Raw genomic sequence first — 15,178 nt, forward strand, 5'->3', positions numbered from 1 at the left:
TAGATAGAAAAGTTTTCACTTGGGGCTTTTAAGTTTGGGGTGGCAATTTTCCAATTTCCCAACTTTTGAGGTTTGAGTTTTTGGTTTAACTTCCCCGAATTCAGTAGATATGCACGAAAAAAAATATCTTCTAGGGGCTAGTTTAGCTAAGCATAACGAGATATAAGCGAGAAGATGAAGGCACTCACCTGCCCGAATCCTGTAATCTTTATTTGCACCTATTTACTTAGCTATTAATGGCTAACTCGTAAGTTTCAAAAGCAACTAAAGATTTTTCTTCAAGCGTTTCAGCACTGCGGGGCATACCGTTAACCGCGATCGCCCCAGCCAGCGGTTGAGCAAAGTGAAGCGCCAGAATCGATCGCAAGTGAGCGCCCCGCAGCGGTTCCGCCCCCGCTTGCGGAAAAATATGGCCGACTGTTAGTTGGTCGTAATACAGGTAAACCCCAGCCGGTCGTTCCGCGTCCAGTAGACTTTCTGCCGCTTCCCAACCTTGCTGCAAATCAATGTTAATTTCATGTCCGCCCAAATCAGAACGGGCCGGGCCCCCTTGCATAAAACTAGAAATAGCAGAGCGACTTTTTAGCTCATCAATCACACCCCGCAAATACCAATAACCGCGCAATTTTGCCCGCAACCACCGCCAAGTTTCCCGCATCCCCAAGCTTTCGAGCAAATCCAGAGATTTCCTGCCTCCCACAGCCAGCCAATCCATAACCGCCGGCCAGAAAAACGTGAGCGCCACCACAATCTTATCTACCAAAAAATAAGGAGTTTCGTAGTCTTTTATGTGCAGCGTCGGTCTGAGTTCCGGGTGTCGGCGGCCGATCAAAACATCCGATCGCCCTTCCTGACGAGACCGGCGGAAAGAGCGATCGAGATTGTTTGTTTCGTGTTCGTAATGATAGCCCACAGCATCCTGCGCTAAAGCAAAAGGTACATCAGCTTTCAGCAAACGCAGCCCAAACTCGTAATCTTCCCCGCCGCAGTTCCCGAAAGCCGAATCAAAGCCTTCGAGACGAGCAAACAGTTCTGCATCCAAAGAAATGTTGCCGCTGAGCAAATCTTGATAAGTAAATCGGTGACCAGGTTGGCTCATCTGATAAAACTTCTCTTCCCACCACGATCGCACTTCCACGTCAAAAAACCTAGTTGCTCCGTGCAACTTAGGCGGATAGGGCCCCATGACAGCCGCTCCTGGACGCTCTCGGTGAACCCGTGCGTGGCTTTCCACCAAAGGCGGCAGCGCTTCGATATCGTCGTCGAGAAACAGCAGCAATTTCCCGGTAGCCGAAGCCGCTCCTGTATTGCGGGCGATGGCAGCACTTCGGCAATTTACCTCGATCACCTGCAGTTTAAACGGAGGTTTGTAGTCTTGTAGCATTGCCAAAGTATCGTCAATGCAGCTATCTGCCACTACAATAACTTCCAGCAGGTCGAGCGGATAAGTCTGCGAGTGCACAGCATCAAGAGCGCGCCGCAGCGAAGAACTGCGATTGTGGCTCGGAATAATTATGCTAATTGTTGGATTTTCCCTATTCATATTAGATTGGTATGTGGTAATTAGTAGTTGTTCTTTGGGATTGGGGAATTAATATTTGGTATTTGGTATTTGGGGATTTATAAGTTGTGATTAAAATTTCAAACACTCTTACTTCTTCCCTATCCCCTCAATATCCATCTGTTAAATCCCTTAAATCCATTACACAATCCGTTGCCGGACTTCCCTTTTCCTCCTGACTAATGACTAATCCCCAAAGCTTAGAACTTAGTTTCATTTCCCAGATTCATCATGTGAGTAAATCTAAAATCTAAAATCTAAAATCTAAAATCGATTGACTTCCCCTTTAACTTCCTGCAACCGCTTGCGAGAAGAAAAATAAGCCATCGGCCCGCTAATGCACCCCCGCATTTGAGCCAAAAGTAAATCACTAGGAATACAGTCCGGTTGCTTTCGCAAAGAAGCAAATAACTCAGGAATTTGCTTGTAATACAGCCATCCCCAAGCTAATAGAGGTACACTAAATTCTTTGTTGATTACAAACATCCGCGTCCAGAAAGCATAGACTCCGATTCCGTAGCATCGGAGCAAGTTGCGTAGTTCTTCCCAGGTGCGTCGGTGGCGGTGCCAACTCAAGGCCCTCGGTTCGTAGACGATGCGGTAGCCCGATCGCAAAATGCGGGCAAACTGTGCGCTGTCTGAACCGGCCTTAGCAGGCGTACCCACGCCCAAAGCTTCGTCAAACAGCCCGATGCAGTCGATCGAACTTTTCCGCAAAGCCATACTCCCCGAAACCCCCAGTGGAGCTACAATCAGCGGATTGCAGTGCGCCCCGTCAAAAACTCGGCGCTCGAAGCCCTGCCCGTAGGGGCTGTAGAACTCAAACAATTCTTGCGCTTCGGTTTCCAGTTCTAGGGGCATCAGTAGCCCCGTGACACACATAACTCGCGGATCTCTGAAATTTCGCAACAGCGATCGCAGCCAGTTCGGATCGGGCGCAGCATCGTCATCTGTAAATGCTACGAATTCATGTTTAGCTTCGCGTAAAGCTCGGTTGCGGGCGGCGCTTTCGCCTGCTACATCTTCGCGCACATAGCGGATTTTTGGGTAATTTTTGACCAATTCACTGCTGGCCTCGGTGGCGGGACAATTGTCAATTACCAGGTATTCCTGACCATCATCAGGCAGCAGCATCAGCGCGTCTAGACAGCGCCGCAAATCTTCCGGGCGATCGCGCGTGCAAACTGCTACTGTGGCGATCGGCAATGCCTCCACCGGCCCCCGCTCATCCCATTCTAGAGTGTCGTAGAGCCAGTTTTTCCACAAGTTGTCACCCGCAGCATTCATCAGTTTTTCCCGTAATTCGTCACCGCCAAAGCGGCCTCCGACTACGGGCAAAAGAGCTTGACCGATCGGTTTTCCGTGCAGTCGAATTAAAATCAAGGCTTTACTGTAACGCTCCTCAACCGTAATTTCTGGCGGGAGTTTGGATATTTCCAGGTCAAGAATAGCTGTTGCCATTTTAGATTTTAGATTTTAGATTGGGAAAAAATCCTAGATACTCCCTATATTACCGGAGGTATTTTAGCAGAAATTGTTTTAGGGGATAGCAACTTCTCAATGCCATACTTGCCGATTGCTGATCGCGAATCAAAGATAAAGCCTCATTGTTTTTATTGCTTTTATTTATTTTTACTTTCAATTACCCGCTGATGTCAAGTTTTTTCCCAACACAACTTTTACCACCGGCAACGATCTCTCGTCGAGGCTTGTGTCAATTGCAGGTGTTATTGGCAGCCGACCGCCACCAAGCCTCGCCATTAATGCCACCTCTAAAAACCAGATTTTTTGACAAAACCCGGTTTTTGCGATCGTTCCTCATTTCCGCTTTAATTGCGATCGGGTACTATTCAAGGGAAATATACCAAACCATTAAGCACTCTCGCAATTCCAACTTTTGCAATTAGGTAGTTATACAGCAATCCCAAACCCGTTGTGAGAATAGAAACCAAGCCCATGAAATACTCTTTTTTGACAATCAAGCCCAATGCTAAGTATAACGGCACAAAAAACCATAATATCTTGTAGGGTCTTGTAGGGGTCACTTGAGCTAAGAATAACTCCTATAAGTAACCCCACAAAATTAATTACATAAAGATTCCTTGCTAGGTAATGGTTTCAGTAGAAATATTGTGTAATTAATTCTGGACTACTACTTACAACCCAGTTTATGAGTGATCTCACCCGCCTGACCCACATTTTCGCGATTGCCCAAATCAGCACGCGCCAGGCCTCCGTGCATAAAACTGAGATGCACCCTTGGTATTTGGTATTTGGTAATTTATAAGTGGTGATTAAAATTTCAAACACTCTTACTTCTTCCTTGTCCCCTCAATATCCATCTGTTAAATCCCTTAAATTTATTACACCATCCGTTGCCGAACCTCTTTGTTCCTCCTGACTAATGACTAATCCAAAAAGCTTTAGACCTTAGTTTAATTTCCTCGATTCATCTGTGGAGTAAATCTAAAACCTAAAATCTAAAATCTAAAATCTATTGACTTCCCCCTTAACTTCCCGCAACCGCTTGCGAGAATAAAAATAAGCCATCGGCCCGCTAATGCACCCCCGCAGTTGAGCCAAAAGTAAATCACTAGGAATACAGCCCGGTTGCTTTCGCCAAGAAGCAATTAATTCAGGAATTTGCTTATACCGCAGCCATCCCCAAGCTAATAGAGGCACACTGAATTCTCTGTTGATTACAAACATCCGCGTCCAGAAAGCATAGACTCCGATGCCGTAGCCTTGGAGCGTTTTTCGCAATTCTTCCCAAGTGCGCCGATGGCGGTGCCAGCTCAATGCTCTCGGCTCGTAGACAATGCAGTAGCCAGCGCGCAAAATGCGGGCAAAAAGTTCACAGTCTTCGCCGCCCACCGTAGGTGTTCCCGCCCCCAAAGCTTCATCAAACAGGCCAATGTAGTCGATCGAACTTTTCCGCAAAGCCATACTCGCCGAAACTCCCACAAGATGCACAATCAGAGGATTGCAGTGCGCCCCGTCAACTACTCGGCGCTCAAATCCCCGCCCGTGGGGGCTGTAGCACTCAAACCATTCTTGCGCTTCGGTTTCCAGTTCCAAGGGCATCACCAGCCCTGTAACGCACATCACTCGGGGATCGCTAAAATTCCACAAGAGCGATCGCAGCCAGTTCGGATCGGGGGCAGCATCGTCATCTGTAAAGGCTACGAATTCATGTTTAGCTTCGCATAAAGCTCGGTTACGGGCAGCGCTGGAGCCTGCTAAGTCTTCGCGCACATAGCGGACTTGTGGATAATTTTTGACCAGTTCCTTGGTAGCGTCTGTGGCGGGACAATTGTCAATTACTAAGTATTCCTGACCATCATCAGGCAGCAGCATCAGCGCGTCTAGACAGCGCCGCAAATCTTCCGGGCGATCGCGCGTGCAAACTGCTACTGTGGCGATCGGCAATACCTCAACCGACCCCCGCTCATCCCATTCTAGAGTGTCGTAGAGCAAGTTTTTCCACAAGTTGTCACCAGCACAATTCCTCAGTGTTTTCCGTAATTCGTCACCGCCAATGTGGCCTCCGACTACGTGAAAAAGAGCTTGACCGATCGGTTTTCCGTGCAGTCGAATTAAAATCAAGGCTTTGCTGTAACGCTCCTCAACCGTAATTTCTGGCGGGAGTTTGGATATTTCCAGCTCAAGAATAGCTGTTGCCATTTTAGATTTTAGATTTTAGATTGCGAAAAAATCCTCGATACTCCGTATATTACCGGATGTATTTTAGCAGAAATTGTTTTAGGGGTAGCAACTTCTCAATGCCATACTTGCCGATCGCGAATCAAACATAAAGCCTCATTTTGTTATGGCTATTATTTATTTTTACTTTCAATTACGTGCTGATGTCAAGTTTTTTTGCTACATCATAATATTTTTTATCAAAAACCTTCGCACCTCCAGGCAGGTGTCAATTGCAGGTGTTATTGGCGGTCGGCGCGGTCTCCAGTCTCCCCCTTAATACCAAATCTAAAAACCAGATTTTTTGATCAAACCGGGTTTGTGCGATCGCTCCTCATTTCAGCTTTAATTGCGCTCTGATAATATTCAAGGGCAACATACCAAACAATTAAACACTCTCGCCCTTCAAACTTTCGCGATTAAGCCGCGCACGGATTAGGTGAAGAACACTCCCAAACTCAACCCTAAATCAGATCTAGCAATGATAAAAAAAACAGGAGATTACAGGCTGGTTGGAGACTCATCGAGCTGAGATTACTTCTGGCAAGTTAGTGGTATTTTTACAGGATGAATATCATCTATTGTCTGGGGATTTATGTGGCTATGTTTGAGGTTCAACAAAAAAAGGCATCGTTTTGCCCCCTAGTCAATGAGCGGAGTAAACAGACCTATTATGGGGCAGTCAGTCGATTTTAGATTTTAGATTTTAGATTTTAGATTTTAGATTTTAGAATTGAAGTATTGACCCCCCGGATAAATTCGGGGGCGACTTTATCGGATACAGGTTTTTTATTTCTGGACGGATGAATCCAGGGGCTTGTATCCTGGATGTTTTCGGTCAAAAAGCCATTTAAACTCTCTCCTCGATAGCCACAACGTTTGCTTAGAAGAATGTATCAAACTTTTACAAAGAAACCGAGCAAACTCATAAAGTCTCTCTCTGCCCTGACAAAAGCAGTTAGCTAGCACGATGCTGGCTCTCCGTTTTTCAGATTGGACTATACACGGCCCTCACACCCCTAAAAATGAAGAATTGTAAAGTTTTATCAAGATGTTTGGACATCTGAATTAAAATCTTCTCATAAAAAAGACTAGCTTTTAGCAGGCGCAAATTGTGAAAAAAGGTTTAAAACTCAGAATATGAGATCGAGCTCGCTGCTCTTACATGGTGCAATAAAATGTAACTTTTGATGCAAGAACCAGTAGCCTGAACTTTGTCCAAGACCGAATTCCCGTCCGGCCAATGCCTTCGGAAAATCGCTTTCTGGGCGCTGCATCAAATCTTAAGTGCAATTACTTTCCTTGCACGAGAGCCGGAGCCTTCGAGCAAACATTTAACTCCAGGGCTTACGCACCACAACTTTAGATAAACCGGGTTTTTTTACCGGGAGCGAGGGCGGCAACAAAGTGTTTTCGTTCATCAAACCCGGTTTCAGCGTCCGAGACTGAACTTGATCGAATGAATGCAGTCGCAACCAATGTTTAAATGTTGCGATACTGCAAGTTGCGTGCAAAGCAGGGAGCTAACCGCAGTGATGGATCTCGATTGTTTACCTTACGGCGCAGGCCACGCACAGGAAGGGGTCTGTCTGCTAGTCCGAATGGGGCCGCACCGCATTTTACTCGACTGCGGTATAGAGGATATTGCACCGCTGTCAGCGACACAAAATCGATCGCTGCCAGCCGATTTTGTGGTGTGTACCCACGCCCACTCTGATCATGCCAGAGGTTTGCTAGCACTCCATCAATCTTTCCCCCACTTGCCAATTTATGCCAGCGAAGTGACAGCGCGACTGCTACCGCTCAACTGGCCAGAACTGGCTCAGCAGCCAGAGTCTCGGTTCTGTCAGGGACTGCCCTGGCAGTCGCCACTCGAAGTGCGCCCAGGACTCAGCGTGCAGTTGTTCCCGTCGGGCCATTTGCCCGGAGCGGCGACTGTGCTGCTGACTTATGCAGCCCCGCACCGCACCTACACCGTGGTTTACACCGGCGACTTTTTCCTGTCTAATTCTCGTTTGGTGGAAGGTTTGCCCCTGGGAGAACTCAGGGGCATGAAGCCGGATGTATTAATTTTGGAAGGCAGTTACGGCACGGCGCGCCACCCTCACCGCCGACAACTAGAAAATCAGTTAGCCGATCGCATCCACCGCGCCATCACCGACGGGTACTCGGTACTTCTGCCCGCGCCGGCCCTCGGTTTGGGCCAAGAACTGCTGATGCTGCTCCGCAGCCACCACTATTTCACTGGCCGCGACTTGGATATTTGGGTAGACGGCACTGTCGCCGACGGGTGCGACGCTTATCTGGAACTGTTACCCCAATTTCCCACCGCCGTCCAAAATTTTGCTCTGCACCAACCTTTGTTTTGGGACGAAAGGGTGAAACCCCGCGTCCGCCGGCTGTCTGCCGAACAACGCCCCGGATTGGGAGCCACGCCCTGTATTGTAATTACAGACAAGTTAGCTGATTTGGCTTTGTATGTTGCCGATGGCACACATCCTTGGATTTTGCTCGCCCCTCAAAAACCAGGATATCCCGTCAGCGACTGGCTGGGCAACAGGCCCGAATCTGGAGTCACAAGTGTCGAAACTTATCTGCTAGCCGAACACTGCGACGGGCCGGGGACGACCCAACTCATCCACAATTTGCGTCCCCAGCACGTAATTTTAGTCCACGGTTCCCCTGCATATTTGGCTGACTTGGCTAACTTGGACGAGCTGCGAAACCGCTACCAGTTGCATACTCCGGCGGCCGGAACACTTGTCGAATTGCCGATCGGGGAAATGTTTTTGCAGCCCGCTATCCCGGAAACTAACTATGAGGGAGAACTCAGCGAATTGGGGACAGAGGTAGCAATTAGCTTGCCGAGTCCGATTACAGCCGATCCTCGGTGGGCCAATTTTGCCGATACCGGTTTGGTAGAAGCGCGCTGGCAAGGCGAAGAACTGGTACTGCGCGGCATCTCCCAGCGGGAACTCCTTTTTCAAGGCAGCGCCGTTCAGGCCAACCTTGAATGCTGTGGCAATTGCCAGCACTACCGCAGCCAGCGCTGTTGGAACCAGTCCAGTGCTTTGTTTGGCTTTAAAGTAACCCCCGACGGTTTCTGTCCGGTGTTTAAAGCGATACCGGAGTCGGAACTTTTCCTAGATGGGGAAACAGAGGGCGAATAAGCTGTCGGGCACCGAGAAACCAGCCGGCAGGCAAAGACAACAAAAAAACAGTCCTGGACGAACCCAGACAAAAAACCCGGTTTCAGCAGGGGTAAGCTGTCGGGTATTTAATTTTTAAACTACTGTGTACTTACGCTGTTGTGGGGTGGGTAGGAGATTCCGCCATCAAGCTTAAATTTAAAGGCAAAATAGCTTATGTGGTCACAACCCAGAATATGTTTGGCCTAAACCGGGTTTTTTGCATAATTTCTCCACAAAAAAGGGAGAAAAGTCGTTTTCTTTTCCCCCAAGTTTTCCTTGTGCCTCAAGCGCGAGCTCAAAACTATTCCAAATTCGAGTCTGGGTAGTGATTGCGAATTTGTTCGGCTTCGGGACAATCGTCAGAAACTAGGGGTTCGCAGTTAGTTCGGGATACCGAAGCCAACTTCTGGGATACAGCTCCAATACTTTCAAGACGCACCATTTCTTCCCAGGAGCTGATTTCGTCTTCTTCGTCGGTTTCGTAGCGCAGCGTGACTAGATCCCCTTCAATATCTAGGATACGAGCGCGCTCTATCCAACGTTGCTGATCTCGAAGAAAAATAGAAACCTCACGACCATCACAACAGAGTTGATAGATTTTGCGCTGTAGCATTTGTCAGTTCTCCTGCGCAGTGTAACTTGCTTAAAATATGGTCTGTTTACCGTAACGTACTTTGGGTTTTACATCGGAAGGCACAGCCGTATGGACTGGCCAGTTTCACGTTTTCCGCAACTTTTGTACCGATGGGAGTTACCAAATTCGATTTTACCACCAAATCTATCTAGTACGCCATTTATCCAATTACAGGTTTTGCAGTCAGTGGCATCCCTCGTGAGAGGCATTTGCCAGCATAGATCGAAGCATTAGGACTTGACGACGGCACGCGATTAACAGCGACAATAACAACAGACTCTGCCTCAGAAATCTCGCTCTCTTTGGCCTCAAGTCCCCCAGAAACCTCTGGTTTCGACGTTTGTTCGATCGTCCACTAACGCAGTCAAGGCTCAATCTAAAATCTAAAATCTCGAAGCGAAATCTCTAAAGCGACAATAAAACAGCGACAATAAAAACAGACTCTGCCTCAGAAATCTCCCTCTTTTCTGCCTCAAGTCCCCCATAAACCTTTTGTTGCGACGTTTGTTTGATCGTCCACTAACGCAGTCAAGGCTCAATCTAAAATCTAAAATCTAAAATCTAAAATCGATGGACCGGAGTGTGATAAAAATCACTGACAGCAGGCAGCCCCTAAATGTAGAAAATGGTGGCGGCCAACAACTAGCTTCAAAACGGGCAGCGGAACCTGTGGCGGTTAAGCTAAAAGAATTGCGGTTCCGTTCAAAACAAATTGGAGTCATTGCTCGTGCGTATTAAGGAGGCTAATTGATGGTGTACGCAGAAAATTGGTCGCAGCCGTCTATCTTGGAGCTAGCGCGATCGGGCAACTTTCAAGCCCTGAATTACTGGATTGACAGCTTGCTGCGCCCCGAAGGGATTTATGCCCGCGTCGAACAGGCTCAGGCCGGCTGCGTCCAAATCCTCGTAGAATTCCAGCGCGAATTTGCGCCAGATACGACATTACTCGGGAGCACTCTCCGGGAAGGCTTAGTCAAATTTATTTGCCACCAACTCTGGAGACTTAACTCGCCAGCAGTAGAAGGAGTGCGAATTCACGCGCGCTTGGCTGGGGATGCAGACCTTCTCTGGAAACAGTCAGTGCGAATTGTCACTCCGGCAAACCGCCAGCGACGGCGTTACCGTTCCCTACCGATCGTCGATTGGGTTAAATTTAAAACGTATCGTTCTGTGCTGCTAGTGGGCTCGGCACTTGCCTCTTTTATTTTAGGGTGTTGGGTCAGTTATCACGAGGCTCTGACCCTGCAGTTAGTATCTCCAGTATCCGGCTACCAGCAAGCTGCTGTAATTTCGGGGCCGCCTCCAAAACGTGCGGATACGGTGCAAGCGGCATTAGAAGTGGTACCAGTAGTACAGCAAAAGCAAGTTGCTAATCCTTACGACCCAACAGTAACGCTGATGTTCGGAGGAAATGTGAATCTATCGGATGCGCTCGGAGCATCTGCTGCCAACGATCACCAATGGGCTTTCGCCAATATGGACGAGTATCGACAAGCAGATGTGGCGATGGTTAACCTAGAAAACTCCCTGACTCGCTCTACATTGGGCTCTGCCAAAAAACAATTAAATTTTAAAGCCGATCCAGAATCGGTGAAAGTATTAACAGCCGGAGGAGTGGATATTGTCAATCTGGCAAATAGCCGCGCTATGGATTACGAGGAACCGGGGCTGGTGGAGACTATGAATACTCTAGATAATAGTGGGATTCAACACCTGGGAGCCGGCAGAGATATTAAAGAAGCGAGGCGTCCAGATATTATTGAAGTTAAGGGTCAGCGAATTGCCTACCTCGGTTATTACGATGCCGAGCTTAACATCGCCGACCAAGGGAAAGCGGGAACTAACCCCCGCCGCAACAATCGCGTGGCGGAGGATATTCGAGCTCTTAGGGGTCAGGTAGACTGGATTATTGTTAATTACCACTGGGGAGTCGAATTGGCAGATTATCCAGGGGACTGGCAGATTGATTTGGCTCGGTTCACGATCGACCAAGGAGCTGATTTGGTAGTGGGACACCATCCCCAGGTACTGCAAGGTGCAGAAATTTACAAGGGCCGCCCGATAGTTTACTCGCTGGGTAATTTTATATTCGGCCCGAATGCTCGCAGGGATTACGATACCGCAGTCCTGAAAGTATCGCTCAAAGACAGGAATATGAAGGTAGAGTTTCTGCCTGTGGAGGTAAAAAAGTTGCAGCCGAAGGTGGTGAAGGGAGCCTCAGCCGATCGCATCCTCAAACGCGTCGAGCAAATTTCTAGTATTTTCGATCGACCGATGGGATCTTCTGTAGTTCTCGATGCCCTAGTCCAGCCAGGAGCCACATCAAAAACTGCAAATTCTCCATTGCCACGAGCAGCAAAGAGCGGTACATACCAGCCGGGGCGAGGTTCCGGGGCAACCTCCGGTGAAAGCAATCAGCAAGGCCTCGGACAACCCAAACCTACTTTGATTTTGCCGGCTTTGCCGGCTGCGCCCCAACAGCCGGACAACTCCTCATTTTTCCCGAACGGGACAGGGCCTGCAATTGAATCAAACCCATCTCCGAATCAAAATTTGCCGCCGCGCATCTACCCCACTCAACCTCAAAATCCCAGCCGGGAACCAGAGCCGTTTACAAAAGAGCCATTCATCAAAGAGCCGTTTATTTCGCCCCCGTCTCCCAATCAAGGAGCAGTGCCGAGTCCCCAAAGCTATCTTCCACGCACTCGGAGTGTATCTTTTGAAGTCGCACTCAAAGAGCAGCCGGCCTCCGCGATCGTTCCAGCTAACAGCAGCAACCGCTCCAAGCACCGGATCGCCCTTCCTCCTATAGCTAGGAGCATTGGTTAGCCGGTGGGGGCCGGAGCGAGGATGCAGGGGGAGGATAGGGGCGGTAATGGGTGAACATCAAGATAATAGCGACCAATTATTAACGATCGATTTACTGACAACCAATGATCAATGACCTACTACCGATGACAAATGTGTTTGCGATCGCGCTCAAGCAAAAGCAGTACAAAACCTATATCCTCTCCGACGAAACGGCTAACTCTACTCTAGAAGTTGTGCCGGAACGGGGCGGTATTGCCACTAGCTGGCTGGTTGAAGGCAAAGAAATCTTCTATTTGGACGCCGAACGGTTCGCCAATCCCGATCTGACTGTACGTGGCGGGATTCCCATCCTGTTTCCCATCTGCAGCAATCTCCCCGACAATACTTACACCCACAAGGGAGTGGAGCGTCACCTCAAACAGCACGGCTTTGCTCGAGACTTGCCTTGGACAGTAGGCGAACAAGTTACGGAGGGTTGCGCCGCTCTGACGCTGATTCTCGACAGCAGCGACAAGACGCTGGCTGTTTATCCCTTTGATTTCCAACTAGCCTTCACTTATCAGATTAAAGGCAATTCTTTGGAAATTTTTCAGCGATACACGAATCTGTCTGACGAACCCATGCCGTTTTCTAGTGGTTTGCATCCCTACTTTTTGGCGACGGACAAATCTCAGCTCCGCTTTGAGATTCCGGGGATGCAGTACAGAGATCACAACACCCACCAAAAGGGTTATTTCACAGGGGTTTTTGACCCGACGCTGGATGAAATTGATGTTTCCTTTGACGAGCTTACTGGTCTTGCTGCTACTGTCACTGACGCGGCGAGCGGCTTGCGACTCACCCTCAGTTACAACTCCAGCTATGGGAAGTTGGTTTTCTGGATGGTGAAGGGCAAGGATTTTTACTGTTTGGAACCTTGGACTGCTCCTCGAAATGCCCTCAACACTGGTGAACACTTGATTTATTTGCCCCCTGGCGCGACTTGCGAGATGCTGGTTCGCATGACTGCAAATTTTATTTAAAAAACACTTGCTATTTCAAATGAGGGGTGCTACTGTTAGAAATTGTGTGCGGTAACAATGTTTTCGCGGGTCGCTAGCTCAGCGGTAGAGCATTCGGCTTTTAACCGATTGGTCTCGGGTTCAAATCCCGGGCGACCCATAAAAAATTTGTGAGTTAAGAATTTTGAGTTTTGAGCTAAATGCTCGGAACTCAAAATTTTGTTTTTTGAACTTTTAAGTAAATCTGGAAAGATAGTGCGCGATCGGTGGCAAATTGTCTTAATATTATCGTAAGAATTGAGCTTGTCCAAAATTCACTGCCCAAAAATCACAAATAATTAGGAGGAATATCTATGGCGCTTGTACCTATGCGATTGCTGCTCGACCACGCGGCTGAAAATGGTTACGGCCTACCGGCTTACAACGTCAACAACATGGAGCAAATCCAAGCGATCATGCGCGCTGCTGACGAAACCAACAGCCCTGTGATTCTGCAAGCTTCTCGCGGCGCTCGCTCCTACGCTGGCGAAAATTTCCTGCGCCACTTGATTTTGGCAGCAGTTGAAACCTATCCTCACATTCCCATTTCCATGCACCAAGACCACGGCAATGCCCCCGGCACTTGCTATTCTGCCATGCGCCAAGGTTTCACCAGCGTGATGATGGACGGTTCTCTGGAAGCGGATGCTAAGACTCCCGCCAGCTACGAGTACAACGTTCAAGTTACTCGCGATGTGGTGAATGTTGCTCATTCGATCGGCGTTAGCGTTGAAGGCGAACTGGGTTGTTTGGGATCTCTGGAAACAGGGATGGGCGAAGCAGAAGATGGCCACGGTTTTGAAGGTGCGCTTTCTCACGATCAGTTGCTGACAGATCCTGAACAAGCTGTGGATTTCGTTGAGCAAACCGGCGTTGATGCTCTAGCAGTCGCGATCGGCACTTCTCACGGCGCTTACAAGTTCACTCGCAAGCCGACTGGCGAAATTTTGGCAATCAGCCGCATTGAAGAAATTCACCGCCGCTTGCCGAATACTCACTTGGTAATGCACGGTTCTTCTTCTGTGCCCCAAGAATTGCTGGAAATCATCAACAGCAACGGTGGCAAAATCCGCGAAACCTACGGCGTACCTGTGGAAGAAATCCAAAAGGGTATCAAGTGCGGCGTTCGCAAGATCAATATCGATACTGACAACCGTTTGGCGATTACTGCTGCGGTGCGCGAAGCTTTGTTTGCCAAGCCCGATGAGTTTGATCCCCGCCACTTCTTGAAGCCGTCGATCAAGTATATGCAGAAGGTTTGTAGCGATCGCTATAATTCTTTCGGTTGCGCTGGTCACGGTACAAAGATTAAGCAAGTGTCTTTGGACGATTTTGCAGCTAAGTATGCTAAGGGCGAATTGAGCTCTTCTGCTAAGAAGACTGTGGCTGTTTAAGAATTTTACGTTTTAGATTTTAGATTTGTCTGAGGTCTAAAGTTAGGATTGCCGGGTAGCTGTGGAGTTGCCCGGTTTTTGTTTTTGGACACAAACCCATAGAAGTGATATTGAAAACTGCGATCGCTATAGCAGTATCCCTACTTTTTCTTACAATGAAGCTAATGTTCGTGGGAAATTCAACGGTTTGAATCAAAGGTGAACGAATGGCAAAGATTATTGCAGTTACAGAAGCTATTAAAAGCCAAGAGGAGGCTGAATCAAGGTTGAATTTGAGCCGAACTGAGGATGAGGCTTTTTTTACAGAGTGGCAAACCCAATTGCCAAGTCTCAGCGATTCTGAACAGACTGCTTTGGATACGCTACGACACAGATTGCTATATCATAGAGCCGATGGAGAATTGTTAGAAGGGGCAGTGACTTTGCTGGTGGCATCACCTTTGTTAGAACTGGCGGGATTCTACGATCCACCTTTCAGGATGAAGGCTGAAGCTGCGATTGAAATTGCGATCGCTGATGGGGAAGAAACCCTGCGCGGACGAATTGATATTTTGATTTTGCAGAATCAGCTTTGGGTAATGGTTTTGGAGTGTAAGAAGACTACGATTTCGACGCGATCGGCATTACCCCAAGCATTAGCATACATGATGGCAAATCCTGATTTGGATAAACCGAGATTTGGTATGTTGACGAATGGCGATGATCTGTTGTTTGTGAAACTCAGGGCTGAACCTACACCGGAATACGGGTTATCGCGGGCATTTTCGATTTATACTGTGCGAAGTGAATTGCGATCGGCTTTTCAAGTCTTGAAGCATTTAGGGCAAGGCATCAGTGCCGTCTAA

At 48.2% G+C, this 15,178-nt stretch carries 10 protein-coding genes and 1 tRNA gene; 7 read left to right on the plus strand and 4 right to left on the minus strand.

Features of this window, described 5'->3' with window-relative positions; all coding sequences use genetic code 11:
* Positions 1-226: 226 nt before the first annotated feature.
* From Q5691_RS07470 to Q5691_RS07480, 3 genes are all read right to left on the minus strand, one after another.
* On the minus strand, positions 227-1,543 hold the full coding sequence (locus Q5691_RS07470; RefSeq protein ID WP_333208859.1) for a glycosyltransferase family 2 protein: 1,317 nt from the start codon (positions 1,541-1,543) through the stop codon (positions 227-229).
* Between the two features lie 282 nt (positions 1,544-1,825).
* Positions 1,826-3,022: a glycosyltransferase gene (locus tag Q5691_RS07475; RefSeq protein WP_333208857.1), complete on the minus strand. Its 1,197-nt coding sequence runs from the start codon at positions 3,020-3,022 to the stop codon at positions 1,826-1,828.
* A gap of 1,026 nt (positions 3,023-4,048) precedes the next feature.
* On the minus strand, positions 4,049-5,245 hold the full coding sequence (locus Q5691_RS07480; protein ID WP_333208854.1) for a glycosyltransferase: 1,197 nt from the start codon (positions 5,243-5,245) through the stop codon (positions 4,049-4,051).
* A 1,553-nt stretch (positions 5,246-6,798) separates the two neighbouring features.
* Between Q5691_RS07480 and Q5691_RS07485 the strand changes: the two genes are divergently transcribed.
* The gene (locus tag Q5691_RS07485) at positions 6,799-8,433 is read left to right on the plus strand and encodes an MBL fold metallo-hydrolase (protein ID WP_333312244.1); all 1,635 of its coding nucleotides are present in this window, start codon (positions 6,799-6,801) and stop codon (positions 8,431-8,433) included.
* A 322-nt stretch (positions 8,434-8,755) separates the two neighbouring features.
* Here the strand turns inward: Q5691_RS07485 and Q5691_RS07490 are convergent, their stop codons facing one another.
* On the minus strand, positions 8,756-9,067 hold the full coding sequence (locus Q5691_RS07490) for a DUF6679 family protein (RefSeq protein ID WP_006633466.1): 312 nt from the start codon (positions 9,065-9,067) through the stop codon (positions 8,756-8,758).
* A 603-nt stretch (positions 9,068-9,670) separates the two neighbouring features.
* On the opposite strand from Q5691_RS07490, the gene Q5691_RS07495 reads away from it, so the two are divergent.
* The 6 genes from Q5691_RS07495 (at position 9,671) to Q5691_RS07520 (ending at position 15,178) form a co-directional block, all read left to right on the plus strand.
* Positions 9,671-9,826 (plus strand): hypothetical protein, encoded by a 156-nt coding sequence (locus Q5691_RS07495; protein ID WP_158307982.1) that lies wholly within the window; start codon positions 9,671-9,673, stop codon positions 9,824-9,826.
* 12 nt (positions 9,827-9,838) lie between these two features.
* Positions 9,839-11,917 (plus strand): CapA family protein, encoded by a 2,079-nt coding sequence (locus Q5691_RS07500; RefSeq protein ID WP_333208852.1) that lies wholly within the window; start codon positions 9,839-9,841, stop codon positions 11,915-11,917.
* A gap of 134 nt (positions 11,918-12,051) precedes the next feature.
* Positions 12,052-12,921 carry an aldose epimerase family protein gene (locus tag Q5691_RS07505; RefSeq protein ID WP_445304818.1) on the plus strand — a complete coding sequence of 290 codons (870 nt, stop codon included), beginning with the start codon at positions 12,052-12,054 and terminating at the stop codon, positions 12,919-12,921.
* A gap of 67 nt (positions 12,922-12,988) precedes the next feature.
* A tRNA-Lys gene (locus Q5691_RS07510) sits at positions 12,989-13,060 on the plus strand.
* A gap of 193 nt (positions 13,061-13,253) precedes the next feature.
* The gene (gene fba / locus Q5691_RS07515) at positions 13,254-14,333 is read left to right on the plus strand and encodes a class II fructose-bisphosphate aldolase (protein WP_006633469.1); all 1,080 of its coding nucleotides are present in this window, start codon (positions 13,254-13,256) and stop codon (positions 14,331-14,333) included.
* Between the two features lie 206 nt (positions 14,334-14,539).
* On the plus strand, positions 14,540-15,178 hold the full coding sequence (locus tag Q5691_RS07520) for a type I restriction endonuclease (protein ID WP_333344308.1): 639 nt from the start codon (positions 14,540-14,542) through the stop codon (positions 15,176-15,178).

This window comes from Microcoleus sp. w1-18aA5, assembly GCF_036701705.1.
Classification (GTDB): Bacteria; Cyanobacteriota; Cyanobacteriia; order Cyanobacteriales; family Microcoleaceae; genus Microcoleus.